This is a genomic window from Actinomycetospora sp. CA-084318 (assembly GCF_050955885.1).
GTDB lineage: Bacteria > Actinomycetota > Actinomycetes > Mycobacteriales > Pseudonocardiaceae > Actinomycetospora.
Window position 1 is genome coordinate 2839434 of sequence record NZ_CP192098.1, and the last position, 20569, is coordinate 2860002.

20 protein-coding genes and 1 pseudogene are annotated in these 20569 nt (G+C 73.5%); 12 read left to right on the top strand and 9 right to left on the bottom strand.

Features of this window, described 5'->3' with window-relative positions; all coding sequences use genetic code 11:
* Positions 1-14: 14 nt before the first annotated feature.
* From ACQPYX_RS13745 to ACQPYX_RS13755, 3 genes are read left to right on the top strand one after another with little or no spacing between them, the layout of a single operon-like run.
* Positions 15-758, top strand: coding sequence for an urease accessory protein UreF (locus ACQPYX_RS13745; protein WP_433803469.1), 744 nt, complete (start codon positions 15-17; stop codon positions 756-758).
* A complete protein-coding gene (ureG, locus tag ACQPYX_RS13750) occupies positions 748-1407 on the top strand; it encodes an urease accessory protein UreG (RefSeq protein WP_433803470.1) in 660 nt (219 codons plus the stop codon). The genes ACQPYX_RS13745 and ureG overlap by 11 nt, the downstream gene beginning before the upstream one ends.
* Positions 1404-2129, top strand: a complete 726-nt coding sequence (locus ACQPYX_RS13755) for an urease accessory protein UreD (protein WP_433803471.1) — start codon at positions 1404-1406, stop codon at positions 2127-2129. The genes ureG and ACQPYX_RS13755 overlap by 4 nt, the downstream gene beginning before the upstream one ends.
* 101 nt (positions 2130-2230) lie before the next feature.
* Here the strand turns inward: ACQPYX_RS13755 and ACQPYX_RS13760 are convergent, their stop codons facing one another.
* Positions 2231-3925, bottom strand: a complete 1695-nt coding sequence (locus tag ACQPYX_RS13760) for a hypothetical protein (RefSeq protein ID WP_433803472.1) — start codon at positions 3923-3925, stop codon at positions 2231-2233.
* A gap of 61 nt (positions 3926-3986) precedes the next feature.
* Between ACQPYX_RS13760 and ACQPYX_RS13765 the strand changes: the two genes are divergently transcribed.
* A complete protein-coding gene (locus ACQPYX_RS13765) occupies positions 3987-4694 on the top strand; it encodes a (2Fe-2S)-binding protein (protein ID WP_433803473.1) in 708 nt (235 codons plus the stop codon).
* Between the two features lie 16 nt (positions 4695-4710).
* Here the strand turns inward: ACQPYX_RS13765 and ACQPYX_RS13770 are convergent, their stop codons facing one another.
* The gene (locus tag ACQPYX_RS13770; RefSeq protein ID WP_433803474.1) at positions 4711-5424 is read right to left on the bottom strand and encodes a M50 family metallopeptidase; all 714 of its coding nucleotides are present in this window, start codon (positions 5422-5424) and stop codon (positions 4711-4713) included.
* Positions 5425-5470: 46 nt separating this feature from the next.
* Here ACQPYX_RS13770 and ACQPYX_RS13775 point away from each other — a divergent pair, with 46 nt between their 5' ends.
* Together ACQPYX_RS13775 and ACQPYX_RS13780 are read left to right on the top strand one after the other, a co-directional pair.
* Positions 5471-6898 (top strand): MFS transporter, encoded by a 1428-nt coding sequence (locus ACQPYX_RS13775; protein ID WP_433803717.1) that lies wholly within the window; start codon positions 5471-5473, stop codon positions 6896-6898.
* 79 nt (positions 6899-6977) lie between these two features.
* Positions 6978-8435, top strand: a complete 1458-nt coding sequence (locus tag ACQPYX_RS13780) for a glucose-6-phosphate dehydrogenase (RefSeq protein ID WP_433803475.1) — start codon at positions 6978-6980, stop codon at positions 8433-8435.
* Here ACQPYX_RS13780 and ACQPYX_RS13785 read toward each other — a convergent pair.
* Positions 8421-8750: a hypothetical protein gene (locus ACQPYX_RS13785; protein WP_433803476.1), complete on the bottom strand. Its 330-nt coding sequence runs from the start codon at positions 8748-8750 to the stop codon at positions 8421-8423. The two genes, ACQPYX_RS13780 and ACQPYX_RS13785, sit on opposite strands and share 15 nt — an antisense overlap.
* A 141-nt stretch (positions 8751-8891) precedes the next feature.
* Positions 8892-9476, bottom strand: a complete 585-nt coding sequence (locus ACQPYX_RS13790) for a TetR/AcrR family transcriptional regulator (RefSeq protein WP_433803477.1) — start codon at positions 9474-9476, stop codon at positions 8892-8894.
* Positions 9477-9762: 286 nt separating this feature from the next.
* Here ACQPYX_RS13790 and ACQPYX_RS13795 point away from each other — a divergent pair, with 286 nt between their 5' ends.
* Positions 9763-11364 (top strand): Mu transposase C-terminal domain-containing protein, encoded by a 1602-nt coding sequence (locus ACQPYX_RS13795; RefSeq protein ID WP_433803478.1) that lies wholly within the window; start codon positions 9763-9765, stop codon positions 11362-11364.
* Between the two features lie 92 nt (positions 11365-11456).
* Positions 11457-12305: a TniB family NTP-binding protein gene (locus tag ACQPYX_RS13800; protein WP_433803479.1), complete on the top strand. Its 849-nt coding sequence runs from the start codon at positions 11457-11459 to the stop codon at positions 12303-12305.
* A 21-nt stretch (positions 12306-12326) separates the two neighbouring features.
* Here ACQPYX_RS13800 and ACQPYX_RS13805 read toward each other — a convergent pair whose 3' ends face one another.
* The gene (locus ACQPYX_RS13805; protein ID WP_286057059.1) at positions 12327-13253 is read right to left on the bottom strand and encodes a hypothetical protein; all 927 of its coding nucleotides are present in this window, start codon (positions 13251-13253) and stop codon (positions 12327-12329) included.
* A 150-nt stretch (positions 13254-13403) separates the two neighbouring features.
* Here ACQPYX_RS13805 and ACQPYX_RS13810 point away from each other — a divergent pair, with 150 nt between their 5' ends.
* Positions 13404-14525 (top strand): tyrosine-type recombinase/integrase, encoded by a 1122-nt coding sequence (locus ACQPYX_RS13810; protein WP_433803480.1) that lies wholly within the window; start codon positions 13404-13406, stop codon positions 14523-14525.
* A gap of 30 nt (positions 14526-14555) precedes the next feature.
* Here the strand turns inward: ACQPYX_RS13810 and ACQPYX_RS13815 are convergent.
* The 4 genes and pseudogenes from ACQPYX_RS13815 to ACQPYX_RS13830 all read right to left on the bottom strand — a co-directional run.
* Positions 14556-14783, bottom strand: a pseudogene (locus tag ACQPYX_RS13815) (transposase); the annotation flags it as partial.
* 81 nt (positions 14784-14864) lie between these two features.
* Positions 14865-15536, bottom strand: a complete 672-nt coding sequence (locus ACQPYX_RS13820) for a TetR/AcrR family transcriptional regulator (RefSeq protein WP_230760762.1) — start codon at positions 15534-15536, stop codon at positions 14865-14867.
* Positions 15537-15555: 19 nt separating this feature from the next.
* Entirely contained in the window at positions 15556-16677 is a 1122-nt protein-coding gene (locus tag ACQPYX_RS13825) for an acyl-CoA dehydrogenase family protein (protein WP_433803481.1), read from the bottom strand.
* A 59-nt stretch (positions 16678-16736) separates the two neighbouring features.
* Positions 16737-18197, bottom strand: a complete 1461-nt coding sequence (locus ACQPYX_RS13830; protein ID WP_286057112.1) for a cytochrome P450 — start codon at positions 18195-18197, stop codon at positions 16737-16739.
* A 556-nt stretch (positions 18198-18753) separates the two neighbouring features.
* On the opposite strand from ACQPYX_RS13830, the gene ACQPYX_RS13835 reads away from it, so the two are divergent.
* Genes ACQPYX_RS13835 through ACQPYX_RS13845 form a run of 3 tightly spaced genes read left to right on the top strand, consistent with a single transcriptional unit; the run spans position 18754 to position 20569 of the window.
* Positions 18754-18981, top strand: a complete 228-nt coding sequence (locus ACQPYX_RS13835) for a hypothetical protein (RefSeq protein WP_433803482.1) — start codon at positions 18754-18756, stop codon at positions 18979-18981.
* Positions 18978-19922: an ABC transporter ATP-binding protein gene (locus ACQPYX_RS13840; protein WP_433803483.1), complete on the top strand. Its 945-nt coding sequence runs from the start codon at positions 18978-18980 to the stop codon at positions 19920-19922. The genes ACQPYX_RS13835 and ACQPYX_RS13840 overlap by 4 nt, the downstream gene beginning before the upstream one ends.
* Positions 19919-20569 (top strand): ABC transporter ATP-binding protein, encoded by a 651-nt coding sequence (locus tag ACQPYX_RS13845; protein WP_433803484.1) that lies wholly within the window; start codon positions 19919-19921, stop codon positions 20567-20569. The genes ACQPYX_RS13840 and ACQPYX_RS13845 overlap by 4 nt, the downstream gene beginning before the upstream one ends.

The following is a 20569-nucleotide window of genomic DNA, read 5'->3' on the forward strand; positions in this document are numbered from 1 at the left end:
TCTACGGTGACCGCGTGCCCGCACCGGAGCTCTGGCTGCTCGCCGACTCGCGGCTGCCGACCGGCGGGCACGCCCACTCCGGCGGCATCGAGGCGGCGGTGCGCCACGGCCTCGTCCGCGCTCCGGCCGATGTCGCATCGTGGCTCGCCGGGAGGGTCCCGACGACCGGTCTGGTCACGGCCGCCGCGGCCGCTGCGGCGTGCGCCCTCGTCGGGACGCCGCGGGCGCGAGGGGAGGATGCGAGCGCTCCTGTCGCACGAGGGGTCCCCTCACGCGGGGAGCGATCGGTCGACTGGGCGCCCTGGGACACCGCGATCTCGGCCCGTACGCCGGTCGCGGCCCTGCGCGAGGTGTCGCGCCAGCAGGGTCGGGCGATGCTGCGCACGGTGCGTGCCGCCTGGCCGGCGGCCGCCGTCGACGGCCTCGGCACCCGCCCGCACCAGGCGCTCGTGCTCGGCGTGGCGGCCGCCGCGGCCGCCGGCACTCCCCACGACGCCGCCGCGCTCGCCGTCCACCACCTCGTGGGCCAGGTGTGCTCCGCCGCCGTCCGTCTCCTCGGCCTCGACCCGCTCGCCCTCGCCGGTGTCCACGCCCGTGCCCTGGCCGAGCACGGACCCGTCGTCGGGAAGGCCTCCGACGCCGGGACGGCGGCCGCGCTCGCGGACGACCCCGACCTGCTGCCCACCGCGACGACGCCGTTGCCGGAGGTGCTCGCCGTCCTGCACGCCCGATCCGAGGGGGCCCTCTTTGCTTCATAGACTCGACGAGCACGACCTGTCCGGCGGCGTGCACGACCACCCGAAGCCCGGGCGCGCGGTCCGTATCGGGATCGGCGGGCCGGTGGGATGCGGGAAGACGGCGCTGGTCGCGGCGCTGTGCCGGGTGCTGCGCGACGAGCTGTCGGTCGCCGTCGTCACGAACGACATCTACACCACCGAGGACGCCGACTTCCTGCGCCGGGAGGCGGTGCTCGACCCCGAGCGGATCGTCGCGGTGCGGACCGGCTGCTGCCCGCACACCGCGATCCGCGACGACGTGACGGCGAACCTCGACGCCGTGGAGGACCTGGTCGAGCGATTCGATCCCGACCTGGTGCTCGTCGAGTCCGGCGGGGACAACCTCACCGCGACCTTCAGCTACGGCCTGATCGACCGCCAGATCTTCGTCATCGACACCGCGGGCGGGGACGACGTGCCGCGCAAGGGCGGACCGGGCGTGGCCGGGGCCGATCTCCTGGTGATCAACAAGGTCGATCTCGGTCCGCTCGTCGGCGCGGACACCGAGCGGATGGCCGCCGACGCCGCCCGTGTGCGGGACGGCAGGCCGACCGCGCTGGTGAGCGTGCGGACCGCGCCGATCCCGGAGGTGGTGGACTGGGTGCGCGCCCAGGTCCGGGTCGCCGCGTGACCGAGGTCGCCGCGCAGGCGCGGCTGTCGGTCCTGGATGGGCGGGTGCGGTGGGCGTCGTCGCCGCCGGTCGTGCTGCGCCGGACCGGGGTGCGGCAGGTGCACGTCGTCGCCGTCGGCGGCGGGCCGTTGGGCGGGGACCGGCTGGGGCTGCGGATCGACGTCGGGCCGGGGGAGCGCCTCACCGTGCACTCCGCCGCCGCCACGGTGGTGCAGCCGGGCCGGCGGCCGGGGTCGGAGGCGTCCTTCGTGGTCGACGTGCGCCTCGCGGCCGGTGCCGACTTCGCCTGGCTGCCGGAGCCGACGGTGGTGTGCGACGGCGCGGTGTGGGCCCCGTCGGTGCGGATCGCGGCGGCGGCAGGTGCGACGGCGCGGGTCGCGGAGCAGGTCGTGCTCGGGCGCGCCGGGCAGCGGGGCGGGCGGTGCGCCTCGTCCATCCGGGCGACGGTCGAGGGGCGCCCCCTCCTGGCGACCACGACCGTCCTGGACGGCACGGATCCGGCCCTCGCCGGGATCGGCGGCTCCGGGGGAGCGCGGTCGGTCGGCGCGGTGGTGCGGATCGGCGACGTCGGCGCGACCGAGGACGCCGGAGCCGAGGACGAGGTGACGTGGGCCTGCAGCCCGCTCGACGGGCCCGGGTCGATGCTCTCGGCCGTGGGGAGCGTCCGGGGTGTCGCGCGGGTGCTCGACGCGGCGGCCGGGCGCGTGGAGGCGTCGGCCTAGGGACAGCACCCGCGGCCCGCTAGACAGTTGATCACGTCGAGCGCGACGCCCCGATCCGTCGCGCTCGGCATGATCATCTGCCTAGCCGCGGCACCGCGCCGTCAGTTGTCCCGGTTCTCCGCCCCGAATCCGTCGGCGGCACCGTCGGTGACCGGCTCGAACCAGCCCGCCACGGGCGCCCGCGACGACCGGCTCTGCCGGGCCGGCGGCTCCGCCGGCGTGCCGCCGACGGCCTCGTCGGCGACCTCGGGGATCGGCGCGGAGGGAGTGAACAGGTCGGAACCGCTCGCGGACGGAGCCGGCCGCGGCGAGCGCATCGTGCCCGCGAGCCCGGGGTGGCTCGCCGGAGTGCCCGAGGGCGGCTCGGCGGAGTCGTCGTGCTCGGTGGCGGCCGGGTCCTGGCGCGAGCCACCCGCGGTGGGTGTCTCGGAGCGGTCGGGGGTGGCCGCGCCGGGCGAGGGCTGCGGACGCGGGGCCGGGCGTGCGGGGCTCGGGAACGACGCCGCCGGCGCCGCGGGCTGCGGGCCGGAGGGCGGCGCGACAGCGGGCTGCGGGCCGGAGGGCGCAGGTGCCGCGGGCTGCGGGCCGGAGGGCGCCGACCCCGCGGGCTGCGGGCCGGAGGGCGAGGCCGCCGGGCGGTCGGCCGTCGGGCCGGACGCCGCGGGGAACGGCGCCGAGGGCTGGGGCCGCGGCGAGGGACGGGCCGGGGCGGCCGGGAACGGGGAGGAGGACGGGGTCGGGGACTGCCCGTCCGTCGACGGCGATGCCGGGTCGGCGTCGGCCGTGGTGGGCGTGCCTCCGACCGCGGCCTCGTCGACCTCCACCTCGGCGGCGGCGTCCACGCCCTCGGCCACCTGCTCGGCGTCCGGCACGGGCGTGAGGTCGGTGTCGTTCTCGTCGGCCGACGGGTCCACGCCGGTCGGCGTGCCACCCACGGCCGCCTCGTCCACCCCGACGGGCCCCGGGTCGGGCGTGGCGACGGGGGACGGGGTCGGGCGCGCGACCTGGGCGGGCGAGGACGGGGCAGCCGGGTCGTCCGGCTCGGCGCCGGTCGGGGTCCCGCCCACGGCGGCCTCGTCGACCCCGGCCGGGCCCGGGTCGGGCGCCTCGACGGAGCCGGATTCCCTGTCACCGGACGCAAGCGGTGACGCATTGCTGTCATCAGAGGAGGGGCCCGGGCGGTGGCCCACGATCGGCACCGCCTCGGTGGGCAGGTCCGCGGTGGGGCCGGGTGCCGACGGATCCGGGTCGGACGCCGCCGCAGCCGCACCGAGACCCGCCGCGCCCACGACACCGGCGCCCGCCGCGAGCCCCGCCGTCTGCGGCGACAGCCGCACGCCGGCCTGCGCGACCACCTGCTGACCGTGCTCGTCGAGCAGCGCGTGCCGCCCGGTGGGCGCGTCGTCGGCGAACGGCTCCGGGGTGAAGCCGGGGGGCGGGGTGGGCACGGCCGTGGTCGGCGCGTCGGCGTTCGCGACGGCCGGCAGACGCCGGAAGAGCGCGGTGAGGATGAGGACCCAGGACACGACGGTGAGGGCCGCGACCAGCAGCGCGATCACCGTGGCCACGGTGACGGCGGTGGACGGGTTCCCGCCGCCCTGGACGATCGAGGACGGGATGACGTTGACCAGCGCCCCGGCGACGATCGCCACGAGCTGGAGCCCGAGCCCCCACATCGCCGGCGTCGCCACGTCGGGCTGCACCCGACGCCGCTGGATCGCCAGGACGAGGCCCACGACGACGGCGACGCCCGCCGGCAGGAAGGCGAACGCGAAGCGCAGACCGGACTCGAGCATGGGCCGAATCTAACGAACACCACCGACACCCATGACGACGTGGTTCCGGGAGCATGGGGACATGGCACCGACCTCGACGGCCGCCGACGCCCTCGCCGACGTCGACACCCTCGGCGGGTTCTTCGTGCTCGCCACCGGCCCGACCGAGGGCGCCGACCCGTCCTGGCGCCCGCTCCCGGAGTTCGCCGGCGAGGTCCTCGACGCCCGGATCGACGCCGTCGCCGAGCAGCTCGGCGCCTCCCGCCGGGTCGCCGGGTCGCTGCTCGGCCTCTCGGTGTCCGCCCGGATCACCGGTCTCGTCCTCGGTGCCGCCGCGCTGCACGGCCTCGTGCCCCGGCTGCACGGCCGCCTGCGCTGGCGCCCCTGGTCCGGGGGTCCCGCACCGCTCTGGCTCGAGTCCCCCGCAGCTGCCGACGACGACCACGACGATCTCGCCGCCACCGCCACCGCCGAGATCGCCCGCACCCTCGACCCCGTGCTCGCCGCGATCGGCGCCCAGGCCCGCGTCTCGGACCAGGTGCTCTGGGGGAACGTCGCGTCCTCGGTGGGCGGCGCCCTGCGGATGATCCTCACCGACCGCCCGCGCACCGGCGCAGCGACCATCGACCTCGCCCGGGGCGTCGTCGGGAACCCGCCGTTGGCCGGGCTGGGGGAGTTCGGGCCGGAGCCCGCGCACCCGACCGGGATCGGGTTCTCCCGCCGGACGTGCTGCCTCTTCTACCAGGTGCCCGGCGGCGGGACCTGCGCCGACTGCGTGCTGGCCCGGTAGATCAGGGCCCGGTGGATCAGGGCAGGGGCGGCCACGCGAGCAGCAGGTTCGCCGCGAGGATCAGCGCGATCACGCCGATCAGCGCGAACATCGCGACGACCGCCCCGGCGGGGATGCCGGTGAGGTGCTCGACCTGGTCGGGGTCGGACGTCGGCGCGCCCCGACGCTGCAGCCGGGAGCGCTTCTGCGCCATCTCGACCACGGTCCGCAGGCCGCCGACGATGAGGAACCACGTCACGAAGCAGGCGAACGCGTACTGCCAGGTGACCGACCCGTAGGCGATGACGAGCGCGACCACGGCCCCGGTCAGCACCACCGACACCACGCCGAACAGGTTGCGGATCAGCACCAGTGTGCCGAGCAGGACCATGATCGCGAGGCCGAGCATGGTCTGGACCGCCCCGCCGGCGACCAGTGCGGCCGCGCCCAGCCCCAGCAGCGGTGGGGTGGGATAGCCGGCGAAGGCCGTGAAGGCCATGCCCGGCCCGGTCGGGCGCCCCTTCGACAGCGTCACGCCGGACGTGTCGGAGTGCAGCCGGATGCGGGTCATCGTGCGCCCGGTCGCGATGGCGACGAGCGCGTGCCCGCCCTCGTGGGCGATGGTCACGACGTTGCGCGCGATCCGCCAGGTGGTGTCGAAGGCGATCACGAGCAGGGCGACGAGGCCGGCGCAGACGACGAGGGCGACCTGGGTCTGGTCGGCGGTGAGGTCACCGAGTGGTTCGAGCACAGTGCCCGGAACCGTAGCGTGGGACCCTGTGACGACCGAGTTGCGGATGCGCACCCCGGCGGGGCGCTGGGTGCTGGCGACGACGGTGCTCGGCTCGGGCCTCGCGATGCTCGACTCGACGGTGGTCAACGTCGCGCTGGAGCGCATCGGGTCGGACTTCGACGCCGAGTTCGCCGACCTGCAGTGGACGATCAACGCCTACACGCTCACGCTCGCGGGCTTCATCCTGCTCGGGGGGTCGCTGGGCGACCGGTTCGGCCGTCGCCGGATCTTCGTCTTCGGCGTCGTCTGGTTCGCTGTCGCGTCCGCGCTGTGCGGCCTCGCGCCGTCGGTCGAGGTGCTGATCGCGGCCCGCGCTCTGCAGGGGATCGGCGGAGCCCTCCTGACGCCGGGTTCGCTCGCCCTGATCTCCGCGTCCTTCCACGGGGAGGACCGCGCCGCCGCGATCGGCGCCTGGTCCGGCCTGGCCGGCGTCGCGGGCGCCGTCGGGCCGTTCGTCGGCGGCTGGCTCGTGGAGTGGAACTGGCGGGCGGTGTTCCTCGTCAACCTGCCGGTGGCCGCCGTCGTCGTGGCCGCGGCGGTGCGGCACGTGCCGGAGTCGAAGGACCCGTCCGCGGCGAGGCACCTCGACCTCCCCGGCACCGTCCTCGCGCTGCTCGGGCTGGGCGCGGTCACCTGGGCCCTGACCGAGGCCGGGTCCGCCGGCGCCACCCCCGCGGTCGTGACGATGGGTGTGGCCGGGGTGGTCGCGCTCGTCGCCTTCGTCGTGGTGGAGCGCCGGTCGCGCTCGCCGCTCGTGCCGCCGGACCTGTTCGCCAACCCCCGGTTCAGCGCGCTCAACGTCGTGACGCTGCTGATGTACGCCGCGCTCGGGGTGCTGTTCGTGCTCCTGGTGCTGCAGCTGCAGGTGGTCGCCGGGTTCTCGCCGCTGGGCGCGGGCCTGTCCACCCTGCCGATCACGCTCGTGATGCTGCTGCTCTCCGCCCGTGCCGGGCGGCTCGCGACCCGGATCGGCCCCCGCCTCCCGATGACGGTCGGCCTGGTCGTCGCGGCCGGCGGGATGCTGCTGCTCCTGCGCGTCGGGCCCGGCGCCTCCTACTGGACCGAGGTGCTGCCCGCGGTCCTGATCTTCGCGTTGGGGCTCGCGGCGACCGTCGCACCGCTGACCGCGACCGTCCTGGACGCCGCCGACGACCGGCACGCCGGGGTCGCCTCGGGGGTGAACAACGCGGTCGCCCGCGCGGCCAACCTGCTCGCCGTCGCCGTCATCCCGGCCGCCGCGGGCATCGCGGGCGCGGACTACACCGACCCGGCCGCGTTCTCGGCGGGCTACCACCGGGCCGTGATCATCGCGGCGTGCCTGCTGCTGGGCGCCGCCCTGCTGACAGCGCTGCTGCTGCGCCCGTCGTCGCGCTTCCAGGTGCACGAGTGCTCGCACTGCGGGGTCTCCGAGCCGGCGCCGGACGCGCGCTGAGCTCCTCCCGGACCAGCCGCTGGGCGCGTTCGGACCCCGGGACGTGTCAGACGTGCGCCGACGGGGGAAGCAGGTCCACGTGACCGATCCCGGAGACACCCCGCCCACCGTGTTCGTCCTGTTCGGCGCGAGCGGTGACCTCGCGGCGCGGCTCGTGCTGCCGGCGTTCTTCCGGCTCGCCCAGGAGAAGCTCCTGCCTCCCTCCTGGCAGTTGATCGGCAGCGGGCGTCGGAAGCTCTCCGACGACGACTTCCGCGCGCACGTCCGGGAGAAGCTCGACGAGTTCGGGCCCGCGACCGACGACGGGCCCTGGGACGACTTCGCGGCCCGCCTGCACTTCGCGAGCGACGGGTTCTCGGTCGACGACCCGGGCCAGCTGGTCGACAAGGTGGCGCAGGCCGAGCAGGAGCTGGGCGAGGGCGACCCGTCGACGGTCCAGCGGGTGCACTACCTCGGGGTCCCGCCGACCGCGTTCGGGCCCACCACCGACGCCCTCGGGGCGCACGGTCTCGCCGACCGCTCCCGGGTGGTCTACGAGAAGCCGTTCGGCACGTCGCTGGAGAGCTTCCGCGAGCTCGACGAGGCCGTGCACCGGGTCTACGACGAGGCGTACGTCTACCGGATCGACCACTTCCTCGGGAAGGAGGCGACGCAGCAGCTGCGCGCGCTGCGCTTCGCCAACGGCCTGTTCGGCACGAGCTGGGACCGCCACCACGTCGCCGCCGTGCAGATCGACGTGCCGGAGACCCTCGACGTCGCCGACCGCGCCGAGTTCTACGACGCCACCGGCGCCGTGCTCGACATGCTCGTCACCCACCTGTTCCAGGTGGCGGCCGAGATCGCGATGGAGCCGCCGACGAGCCTCGCGTCGGACGACATCGCCCAGGCCCGCGCGGACGCGGTGAAGGCCTTCCGCCCGCTCACCACCGACGACGTGGTCCGCGGCCGGTTCGACGGCTACCTCGACATCGACGACGTGGCCGACGACTCGGACACCGAGACCTTCGTCGCGGCGCGCATGTTCGTCGACACCGACCGCTGGCGCGACGTCCCGTTCCTCATGCGCACCGGCAAGATGATGGCCGAGAGCCACCAGAAGGTGTCGCTGGTGATGCGTGATCCGCAGGGCGGCCCGTACTGCCCGGCCGGCGAGGACGGGAACCCGGCGTGCGCGGACATCCCGCCGCGCGGCAACGTCATCCGGTTCGACCTCTCCGGCGACGGCGAGCTGTCGCTGTCGATGAACATCGAGCTGCCGGGCAGCCAGTCGGAACTCACCACGCAGTGGACGTCGATCCCGCTGCACGACGTGCGCGGCGGCGACCCGCTGCCGCCCTACGTGCGTCTGATCCACGACATCCTGCTCGGCGACCGGACGCTGTTCACCCGGCCGGACGGGCTCGAGGAGGTCTGGGAGGCCGCGGGCGCCGCGCTCGACGGCTCGGCCCCGCTGCACTCCTACGAGCCGGGCTCGTGGGGTCCGCGCGAGGCGCTGCGCCTGGCGGAGCCGATCGGGTGGACGCTAGGCGACCAGTGACGCCGGCCGGGGCCGCTGCTCGGGGTGGAGCCAGCTGGTCACCGGCAGGTCCCACCCGGGCACGGGCCAGAGCGGGGACTCCTCGGGGTGGTCGTCGTCGACGATGCGGTGGGCGAGCGCCGTCGCCTCCTCGCGCAGCTGCGCCGACACCGCGCCGGGGTCCACCGCGACCCCGGTCAGCCCGTTGCAGACGACGTTGACCGCCGCGTCCGACAGCTCGGGGTGGCGTCCGGAGCGGCGGCGGGCCAGCACGATCGACCGGGCGTTGAGCAGCAGCACGGTCACGGCGTGCCGGTGGTGGGTTCGGGTGCGCATCTCGCACCTCCTGAACGATCGGGGAGCACCCCCAGGGTGCCCGAGGTTCTTCCCGACGACGGGTGAGACACGTCGCGCCCCGACGTCGCCGCAGGTCAGGGCGTCGTCGGGGGCCGTGCGGCGTGACCACACCCACCGGCGTCAGCCTCGTCGGGCCAGGTAGCCGCCGATCATCGCGGTGAGCTCGTCGAGCAGCGCCGCACGCGGGACGTCGGGTGCCTCGACGACCCAGCTCACGGTCACGTGCTCCACGGTGCGGACCAGCATCCAGGCGACGGTGGCGGCCGGGAGGTCGCGGGACTCGGCGAGCAGCACGCCCGCGACCATCTGCTCGACGCGCACCGCGAACTCCCGCCGCCGCGCCTCGAGCAACCCGGGGGCGTGCTCGCGGACGGTGCGCAGGAGCGCGGCGTCGGCGGAGAGCGCGTCCAGCAGCGCCTCCAGGTTGGCCCGCACCGTGTCCTCGGCCCGCAGGCTCGCGAGGAACGCCGCCAGGATGCGCGACTCCATCTCCGCGGACACCTCGGCGACGACCCGGTCGACGATCGCGTCCTTGTCCGGGAAGTACTGGTAGAGCGTCCCGGGGCCGACGCCGGCGGCCGCCGCGATCCGGTTCGTGCTCGCCCCCGCGTAGCCGCGCTCGGCCAGGACGCCGCGCGCGGCGACGAGGATGCGCTCCACGGTCGCCCGGGACCGCTCCTGCGTCGGCTCGCGGCGCCGGGTCACCGCACGGCGTCCAGCACGAGGTCGACGTCGGCGTCGGTGTTGTACAGGTGGAACCCGACCCGCGTGGCGCCTGTCAATTCTCGAAGTGGACTGCGCTCCTGAACTGCGGATTCTTGACCAGGTGCAGAGGGCTGCGAACACTGGTGTTGGCCGGAGTCATGTGCACGGTCAGCATCTTGACCGAAGTGCGCTGCACAGAGCGAGGTCGGTGATGGCAGGCGAGGACCTTGCAGGAGCCGAGCGCGGGCTCCTCGCTGCCTCTGAGGCTGATTGGGCCCTGGCCCGCATGCGCGCCGCGGTCGTGCGCGAGCTCGCCCACTTGGACGCACCGGGCCACGAGGCAGTTGATCGCGCGGCCCTCGCGCTGGATCTCTCCCGTCGCCAGACCTACTCCCTGCTGTTGAGATGGCGCGCCGGCGACGGTCGAGTCTCGGACCTGCTGCCCCGACGGTCGTCTGGGGGGAGGGGCAAGGGCCGCCTACCCGACGACGTCGAGGCTGTCATCAAGGACGTCTTGCGCAAGCGGTATCTGAAGCGGCAACGACCCTCGGTCGCCTCTGTTCACCGCTCGATCGTGCGGGCCTGCCGTGTGAGGGGGTTGAGCGCACCGTCGCGTGGTGCCGTGGAGCGTCGGATCGCGGTTCTGGATCCTCGAGCCGCAGCGGGCTCTCGTGGCGGACCCGACGCCGCACGCAAGGTCGACTCAGCGGGAGGCAGCACGACGACTCCGGTCGAGCCTCTGGGGCAGGTGCAGATCGACCACACCGTCATCGATGTGGTCCTCGTCGACGAGCAGGACCGAGCCCCGATCGGCCGGCCATTTCTCACAGTGGGCATCGACGTGACCACCCGGGCGATCGTCGGGATGGTCGTCACCCTCGATCCGCCGTCGGCGACCTCTGTCGGGCTCTGCCTGGCCCACATCGCGACGGACAAGCAGGCATGGCTGGAAACGCTCGGCGCGCAGGTCAGCTGGCCGATGGCGGGTAAGCCAGCGCAGCTGTACGTCGACAACGGCGCGGAGTTCCACTCCGAGGCGTTACGACGAGGGTGCGAGGAACACGGCATCGCGCTGGACTACCGGCCGCCGGGTGAACCACAGTACGGCGGAGTCGTGGAGAGGCTCATCGGCACGCTGATGAGCGAGGTTCACGAGCTACCGGGGACGACGTTCTCCAACCCGGTCGACCGCGGGCCCTACGACAGTGAGGCGACCGCGGCGCTGACCCTGCTCGAGCTGCAACGTTGGCTGGCCTTCGCCGTCGCCGCCTACCACCACCAGGTCCACGAGGGTCACGGACGCCCGCCGCTGGCGGTGTGGGAGGAGAAGGCCACCGCGCACCCGCCGACGACAGTGGCCAACCCCCGGTCCTTCCTGGTCGACTTCCTGCCCGTCGTCCGCCGGCGACTTAACCGCACCGGCCTCGTCATCGACCACGTGCACTACTTCAGCGACACCCTCAAGCCCCTGATCGCCCGCCGACAACAGATCGGCCAAGTAGTTGTCCGGCGCGACCCCCGCGATCTGTCCCGGGTCTGGGTGCTCGACCCGCAGAGCAACGCCTACCTCAGCGTCGGCTACCGCCACCTCGCTCACCCCGCAATCAGCCTCTGGGAACACCGGGCCGCCGTCGCGAGCCTGCGGGAGCAAGGACGCGGCGAGGTCGACGAGCAGGCCCTGTTCGCCTCGGTCGAGCAAATGCGCCACGTCAGCGACACCGCGACGAAGTCGACCCGACGCGCCCGCCGGGAACGTCAGCGCCGCCCCGTGGCGTCAACGCCGTCTCCCGGTCCGATCGCCGTCCCACCGCCACCGCCCGACCTTCGCCGGGACGCCAGAGCCGAAGAGCCGGCGCCAGCACCGTTCGACGACATCGAGGAGTGGTGACTCGGGTGGATCCCGACGAGCTCGACCTGTCCCACCTGCACCCAGGAGCTCGAGACCACGCGCGCCGACCCGACGAGGAGCGCCTTCGACGTGTGCGCGCCGAACGCTGGATCGGCTACCCACGAGTCGCCGCCGCCCTGCGCCGCCTCGACGAACTCTGGGACTGGCCGTCGCGACAGCGCATGCCGAACCTGTTGATCGCCGGCCCGACCAACAACGGCAAGTCGATGCTGATCGAGAAGTTCCGGCGCACCGTGGACGCCCGCGTCGCCGCCATGCCGGAGGACCGGCTCACGCCACCGATCCCGCTGGTGGTCATGCAGATGCCCTCCGAGCCGTCGGTCACGCGGTTCTACGCGGCACTGCTGGACGCCTGCGGCTCTCCCGACCCGGTCGGTGGTCAGGCCCGGCCGCGGGCGGTCGACCTCGAGCGCACCGCCATGTGGTGGCTCGGCGGCAACGGGTTGCGGGTCCTGGTCATCGACGAGCTGCACAACATGCTCGCCGGCAACGCCTCCCGTCGCCGCGAGTTCCTCAACCTGCTCCGCCAGCTGGGCAACAACCTGCGTGTCCCGCTGGTGGGGGTCGGCACCCACGACGCCTACCTCGCCATCCGCTCGGACGACCAGCTCGAGAACCGTTTCCAGCCGGTGGTGCTGCCGCGCTGGGAGGCCGACAGCGACGAGACCCGCTCGCTGCTCGCGAGCTTCGCGGCGTCGTTCCCGCTGCGTCGGCGCTCGGACATCGCGCAGCCGGAGATGGCCGAGTACCTGATCGCGCGATCCGAGGGCACGATCGGCGAGCTCGCCGCGCTTCTGTCCTCCGCGGCCGCGCTCGCGATCAGCAGTGGGGACGAGTCGATCAACGCCGAGACGCTGGCTGCGACCGAGTACCTCGGCCCGAGCGAGCGCCGTCGGGTCTTCGAGCGCGCCCTGGGGTGACCCTCCGAGCGTCGAGGCGTGTCAGCTCAAGGCGCCGAAGCGTGCCCGGAGCCGGTCGGCGGCGGCGATGGCTCGGTGGACGCCGTGGTTGCGGGCGAGCGGCCCAAGGGCGGGGTGGAAGCGGAGTTCGCCGAGCACCAGCCCGATGGCGCCGAAGGTGGCGGGGGAGTAGTCGCCGGTGTCTCGGTGGCGGTCCAGCACCGCGAGGGTGTCCTCGAGCTCGAAGTCGTCGGACTCCTGCTCGCGCGCCTCGATGCCGAGCCGCTGCAGCTGGCCCAGAAGCTCGGAGACCAAGACGTCGAGCTCGCTGTGGTGCTCAGCGATCCAGCGCTCCCGCGCCGGAAGTGTCCTGCTGTCGCGTCGCCGTGCCCGCACCGTGTCGGGGTCGGCGCCCGCGGTGGAGGCCCGCCGCCCGCGGGTGCGTCGGTAGAGGTCGTCGCGGGGAGTCAACGTCGACGTCGCGAGCGGGCCGGCGATCAGATCAGGGTCGCGCACGACCCCATCGGCAACGCGCTGGTGCTCCACGCGCTCGTCGGCCACCCGCTGCTGGCGTGCCTGGTCGGTGCTGTGGGCCTCGACGAGCGCCTCGAGCCGGTCGAGGTAGTCGTAGGTGCCCTGGCGGGTGTTCAGCCCGAGGAAGGCTCCGAGCTCGCCCAGGGAGTGCCCGTACCCGCGGGCGCGGCGCAGCAGATCCCGCTCCCGCCGGCGCTCCTCCCAGTAGATCCAGGCACTGAGCACCAGGGCGTCGCGGGTGTCCTCGCTGGACACCGCGCGGGGCAGCCGGGTGTGGTGGCGACGCAGGTAGTCCAGGACGTCGCGGGCCGGATCGTCGCCCTCGCACCCGGCCTCTGACCAGCGAGAATCCTCGCAGCGCAGGTGCCTAGCAGCGATCCGACGCAGCGCCGCGTCCCGCTCTCGGCTCCCGACGTAGGGGTAGACGGCGACCACGCGAACGAGGGTACCGCTCTACATGTCTAGTCAGGCTTTACGTCTTCTAGGCTGACCTGTTCAAGGCCTACAGTGCATAATCTGCATGTCTGCACGGTTGGCGCGGCGCGCCTCCCGGGCCAGCTCGCCCGCCGGTTAGAACATGGCGCGATGACCGCCGCGGAGCTGAATGAGGAAGCCCTCGTCGCCGTTCCCGGGAGTGAGCCCGCTGCGTTGCGCGGGTTCCGCGACGAGCTGACCGCGCGCGCCGAGTCCTACGCGCGCGGGGCGCGGGCGGAGAAAACTTGGTCGGCCTACGAGCGGCAGTGGCGGCGCTTCGAGACGTGGTGCGCGGCGGCGGGGGAGCGGGCGCTGCCGGCGGGTCCGCTGACCGTGGCCCGGTTCCTGGCCGACCTCGCCCCGGTCTGGCGGCCCGCGACTCCGGCCGATCCGTCGAGCTCGGTGGTGGCCGGGCAGGTGTGTGAGCGGGAGGGCCTGCGACCAGGGACGTTGTCCGGGTATCTGGCGGCGATCTCGGTGGTGCACCAGACCGCCCAGGTTGACAACCCCGTCCAGGCCGAAGCCGTGCGCCGCACCATCACCGGGATCCGGCGCCACCCCGGCGTCGCCCCGACCCGTCGTCGCGCCGCCGCCCGCCGGGAGCCGCTGGTCGAGGTGCTGCGCCTGCTGAAGCCGGAGGAGGTGCTCGCGGACGCCCGCGACCACGCCCTGTTGCTGGTCGGGTGGAAGGCGGCGCTGCGCACCGACGACCTCGCCCGCCTGCAGATGGCCGACCTGCACCCCTCCGAGCAGGGCCTCTCGGTCCACCTGGCCCGCTCCAAGACCGACCAGCACGGCGCCGGCACCACGCTCGGCATCGCCGCCCCGTCACCCGAGGCGACGGTAGGGGAGGGGAGCGACGAATCGACGCTGCTCGACGCCGGTGCCGCCTGGACCCGCTGGCGGGACCTCCTCGGCTCCCACGGCATCCTCGAAGGCCCCGCCTGGCGCGGGATCGACCGCTACGGCCGCCGCCCCCGCGCCGGCGGGCTGCACCGCAACTCGATCGCCGAGATCATCAAACGCCGCGCCAACGCCGCCGGCCTCGACGACGCGCAGCTGTGGGGCGGACACAGCCTGCGCCGCGGGTTCGCCACCGAAGCCATCGCCGCCGGCGTCCCCGAACGCGACGTCCAACGCCACGGCCGCTGGCGCTCCCGCGCCTCCATGGACTCCTACATCGACGCCGCCCGCACCTTCGACCCCACCAACCCCACCCACTGGCTGACATAGCGATTGGCTGCATCCAGCGGCCGGTTCTCCCCACTCGGCGAGGTCTTCGAGGACCTTGTCGGTGATCCTGGAGATGGTGTCCTTGGAGACCTTGGCCCCGTAGACCTCCTCGAAGTGGGCGCTGACTCCGCCGGTGGTCAGGCCCCGAGCGGTCAGCGACAGGACGATCTCGTCGATGCCGTCCAGGCGCCGCTGACGCTTGCCGACGATGACCGGGTCGAAGCTCGAGTCGCGGTCGCGAGGGACCTCGATCCCAACCGTAGCTTCGTAGAGCGACAACCCGCGTCTCTACGTAGGGCTCCGGGCTCGGAACTTCCGACATTGGGCAGGCGCGGCGGCCTACCCTCGTGGTTGGTGGCCCTCGACGAGCAGCGCGGCGACCATCGTGGCGTGTTCTGTGATGTCCGAGGCGTCGACGTCGAGTTCGCCGGCGTTCCAGGCCGCGACGATCTCAGCGAACCCTCCGACGCCCAGCAAGGTACTCATGCGGAGCCGGGCCGGGTCGGTCGTGGGCGGCAGATGTGGGCCAGCGGTGTCGACCAAGAGGTCTGCGACGGTGCGCAGCATCTTCCGGCGCCGAGGCTCGAGCACCGCGCTACCGGCGTGGTCGCCGAGCACGATGCGCGCGCACACCGGGTCGCTGCGCAGGTGCTCGACCACGGCGCCGATGACGGTGCGGAGCGCACCGACGAGATCGCGGCCGGCGTTGACGACGAACGCCGCGCGGACTTGGGAGATCAGTGCGTCCCGCTCCTGGTCCCACACTGTGCCCAGGAGAGCGTCACGATCGGAGAAGTTCTCGTAGAAGTACCGGTCGACGAGTCCGGCGCGTCCGCACACGCCGCGCATCGTGACCGCGGCCCAGCCGTCCGTGCCCCAGACCTCACGAGCGGCGGCCAGCAGGCGCAGTCGGCGTTCGATCCGGCGCGCCTCGGCGCTGCGCCCTCCGTAGGTCCCCGCCGTTCCCTGGGCATGCACTCGCCCATCCTGACGCAGCCCGTGCTGGGTCACGACCGCGGGCCGTACCTGTTCAGAGGGTGCGCGAGATGATCTCCTTCATGATCTCGTTGGTGCCGCCGTAGATTCGCTGCACCCGCTGGTCCGTCCACAGGCGGGCGATGGGGTACTCGGCCATGTACCCGTAGCCGCCGAACAACTGGACGCACTGGTCGACGACGTGCATGGCCCGGTCGCTGGTCCACCACTTGAGCATCGCCACTGTCGGGATGTCGAGTTGTCCGTCGAGGTGCTTGAGGATGCAGTCGTCGAGGAAGACCCGGCAGATGCGGGCCTCGGTCGCGGCCTCGGCGAGGGTGAACCGGGTGTTCTGGAAGTTGAACACCGCCCGTCCGAATGCGGTCCGCTCCTTGGTGTAGGCGATGGTCTCCGAGAGAGCTCTCTCCATGACCGTCACCGAGGTGATGCCGATGAGGAGACGTTCTTGGGGAAGCTGTTGCATGAGCTGGACGAAGCCTTGGCCTTCTGCTTCGCCGAGGAGGTTCTCTGCGGGCACACGGACGTCGGCGAAGTTCAGCTCGGCGGTGTCCTGGCCCTTCATTCCGACCTTCTCGAGGACCCGGCCCCGGCTGAATCCGGTTCGCGCGGTCTCCACTGCGACCAGGGAGACGCCTTGGGCGCCGGCGTCAGGGTCGGTCTTCGCTGCGACGAGCACGAAGTCGGCCTGAGCTCCGTTGGTGATGAAGGTCTTGGAGCCGGAGACGACGTAGTCCTCGCCGTCGCGGCGCGCCCGGGTGGTGATGTTCTGCAGGTCGGATCCCGTGCCGGGTTCGGTCATGGCGATCGCGCCGACCCATTCGCCGGTGGCGAGCTTCGGCAACCAGGAGCGTTTCTGGCTCTCGGTGCCGTAGGCGAGCACGTAGTGCGCGACGATCGCGTTGTGCAGGGCGACTCCCCAGCAGCTGTCGCCGGCGGCGGTCTGCTCCTCGAGAAGGACCGCCTCGTGGGCGAAGGTTCCGCCTCCGCCGCCGTACTCCTCTGGAATCGAGAGGCAGAGCAGGCCGACTTCGCCGGCGCGGGTCCACAGGTCGCGGTCGACCTGTTTCTGGGCGGCCCAGCGCTCCTGGTGAGGGGCCAGTTCCTTCTCGCAGAACGTCCGCGCCATGGCGCGGAAGTCGTCCAGGTCGGTGTCCATCCACGGTGAGCGGGTCACGTAGCTGCTCCAGGGGTCGTTGCCGGCGGCGATTGGGGTGATCAGTGCAGTGGGCGCAGGCGCAGGGGCAGCCCGTCGGCGGGGACCGGGAGGGAGGTGTTGTCCCAGCGTGGGCGGTATGTGGGGTCGACGCTCCACCGGTGGGCGCGCAGCATCTCGTGCATGATCGCGGTCACCTCGAGGCTCCCGAAGATCATGCCGATGCACTTGTGCACGCCGCCGCCGAAGGGCAGCCACGCGTCGCGGTGGGTCTTGTCCTCGCGTCGGGGCTCCGCGAAGCGGTCGGGGTCGAACGTGTCGGGTTCGCTCCAGCACGACGGATCGAAGTGGTTGACCGCTCCGGCCACCATGATCAGTTGCCCGGCCGGTATGTAGCGTCCGCAGACGGCGGTGTCGGCCACGGTGCGGCGCATCACCACCGGCACCGGCGCGACCAGTCGCAGGGATTCCTTGATCACGCGATTGAGCGTGTCCAGTGATTCCAGGGCTGCGCGGTCGGGCGGGGTGTCTCCGAGGGCGAGTGACTCGGCGCGCGCCCGTTCCTGCCACTGCGGGTTCGCGCCGAGCAGATAGGCGACGGCGGAGCTCGTGATGGTGGACGTGTCGTGGGCGGCCATCATGAGGAAGATCATGTGGTTGACGACGTCGTCGTCGGAGAACGTCTCACCGTCCGGTGTCCGGGCCTGGCACAGCGCCGAGAACAGGTCCGCCCCGCCGCTGGCTCGTTTGGCAGCGACGTTCGCCCGGAAATACTGTTCGAGGACGCGGCGACCGCGCAGGCCCGCGTGCCACCGCGTGCCCGGGACATCCCATTTCACGATGCTGCTCGCAGCTCGAACGCAGTCCACGAAGGCCTTGTTGACTTCCTCGGCCTCGTGCCCGGGACGCTCGTTCATGAACACCCGGGTGGCGACGTCGAGCGTGAGGCTCTTGAGCGCCGGGTAGAGCCGAATGGGCGCGTCCTGCCGCCACGTCGGCACCGTCTCCCGCACGCAGGCGACGGTCTCGTCGGTGTAGCCCCTCAGGCGTTCAGCGGTGAACGCTTCCTGCATCACCCGGCGGTGGAAGCGGTGCTCGTCGAAGTCCAGGAGCATCAGTCCGCGGTGGAAGAAGTTGTCGATCAGGAAACGCCAGCCCTCCTGCGAGAAGGCCTTGTCGGCGTTGGTGAGCACGGTGTGCGTCGCCTCAGGTCCGGCGACCTGGACGACCTGCTCCCCCAGGAAACCCGACCAGGAGACCGGGCCGTACCGCTCGAATCGCGCGCGGGTGAACGCGGAGCCGAAGCGGATGTACTCCAGCGTGCGGCCGAGCCCCGGGAGGCCCTGATCGCCGGGAACGGGTGACAGGCCCGAATCTGGCGGCGGCGCGGCGAGGGGCGTGCCCGGTGCCTGACGCACCCGGTCGAGCAGGCGGCGATCGATCGCGGACGGTAGCGGCGCGAGCAGCGCCGAGGACATCCGTTCGCGAACGGCGCGCCGTGCATGCTGGGTGAGCGTGGTCATGTGGGCTCCTGCTGCGGTGTCTCGTACGACGAATTTGAGGGGGGGTCGAACGGGGGCGCGGCTGCACTCGACGTGCCCCGGGGCCATCTGCAGGCGGCTGCCATCAGAATGCTTCGCGGCCGGGCTGCCGTCAAGACTGGACATGTAGAAGGACCGTGTCCGTGGAGTGGGACGGGCCGCGCGACTCCTCCGGACTCGTGCCGCACGACGAGCCAGCCTCGGGCGACGACGGGATCAGTCGGGAACCAGCCGGCGGCCGCCCGATCGACGTCGGGGTCCTCGTGGGGCCTGCCCGTGCCTGGTCCGCCACGGGGCTCGGGCCGCCGCTTCCGGGGAGGCGACTCTAGGTTTGCGGGCCGGTGGCCGGCCAACGTGGTCGGTGACCTCGGCTCTGCGGTGGCTGGTCGGTTCCCCGGCCCCGCGTGGGTCGGCGAGTGCTCAGGCTGTGAGGGCCTGTGCGAGGTCGCGGAGGTGATGTGCGCCGTCGGTCTCGAGTTCTGGCAGGCGGCGGGCGCGGTCTCGGACGTCGCGCCAGCGGGTGGTCGCGGGCGCGGTCTTGTGGCACGAGACGGCGCTCTCGTTCCTCGGCCTCGGGCTCCCGCCGCACCTGGCGAGTCTGGGCAACATCCTCGCGGAAGGACGCCAGGCGGTGCTGCTGGGCAGCTGGTGGATCGTCGTGTTCCCCTCCGCGCTGCTCGCGGCCACGACGTTGGCGGTCGCCGGGATCGCGGCCTGGTGGCGCGACCGCACCCGCCCCCGGCGGCGCTCGGAGCTGGCGCTGTGACGGCCGCGCTCGAGGTCACCGGACTCGACGTGCGCTTCCGGCTTCGCGGGGCGCGGGGCGGTCCGCCGCGGCTTGTGCGCGCGGCCAGCGACGTCGGGCTCACCCTGCGGCACGGGCGGCTGCTCGCACTGGTCGGCGAGTCGGGGTGCGGCAAGTCCGTGCTCACCGAGGCGCTCACCGGGCTGCTGCCGGGCAACGCCGAGGTTCGCGGCCGGGCCCTCCTGCAGGGCCTCGACCTGCTCGCGGCGCCCGAGACCGTCCTGCGCGACGAGGTCCGCGGGCGGCGGATCGGGCTCGTCGGGCAGTCCGCGGGCACCTTCCTCACCCCGACGCGCACCGTGGGCGCCCAGCTGCGCGAGGCGGTGCGGCTGCTGGACGGACCCGAGCCCGCCGAGGTGCTCGCCGAGCGCGCGGGGCTGCCGGCGACGGCGCTGGACCTCTACCCCCACGAGCTCTCCGGCGGCACCGCCCAGCGAGCCGGTCTCGCGGCCGCCCTCGCGGGCGACCCGGAGGTCCTGCTCGCCGACGAGCCCACGGCCGGCCTCGACCGGCCCCTCGTGGACCGCACCACCGACCTGCTCGTCGACCTGGCCCGCGCCGGGACGGCGGTCCTGCTGATCACCCACGACCTGCGCGCGGTCCGCCGGATCGCCGCGGCCGGCCCCGTCGACCTCGCCGTCATGTACGCCAGCCGGATCGTGGAGTCCGGTCCCGCGTCCGAGGTGCTCGCCCGCCCGTGGCACCCGTACACGGCCGGGCTGCTCGGAGCGCTGCCGGAGGAGGGCTTCGTGCCCGTGCCGGGGGAGCCCCCGGAGCTGTCCGACCTCCCGCCGGGGTGCCCCTTCCGGCCGCGTTGTGGACGGTCGGCCTGCAGCGACGACCCGACGCTCGTCGGGCACGGCGACCGCGCCGTCGCCTGTCACCCGGCGGTGCCGGCGTGAGCCTCGTCGGGAGCGGCCTGGTGGGTGGCTGGCGCCGGGGCCACCCCGTCGTCGCGGGCCTGGACGTGGCGGTGGAGCCCGGCCGGGTGCTGGGGATCGCGGGACCGAGCGGCTGCGGGAAGTCGACGCTCGTGCGGATGCTGGCCCTGCTGCACACCCCGTGGGGCGGGTCGGTGTCGGTGGACGGCACCCCGGTGCGGCGGATGCGCCACCGGGCGCCGGCGGCGCTGCGCCGTCGGGTCGGGGTCGTGTTCCAGCAGCCCCGGGCGTCCGTCGACCCGCGCCTGACCCTCACCGAGGTGCTCACCGAGCCGCTGCGGGCCGCGGGGGAGCGGGACCGCGCGGTCCTCGACGCGCGGGCGGCGGAGCTGTGCGAGCGGGTCGGCCTCACGTCGGAGCTGCGCACCAGGCGGCCGCACGAGGTCTCCGACGGGCAGCTCCAGCGCGCGTGCCTGGCGCGGGCGCTCGCCGCGGGGCCGGACTACCTGCTCTGCGACGAGATGACCGCCATGCTCGACGCGTCGACCACCGCCGCGCTCGTGGCGGTCCTCGGTGCGGAGGTCGGGCGGGGCCTCGGCGTCCTCACCGTCAGCCACGACGAACCGCTGCTCGCGGCCTGGGCGGACGAGGTCCTGCGGCCCTGGTGA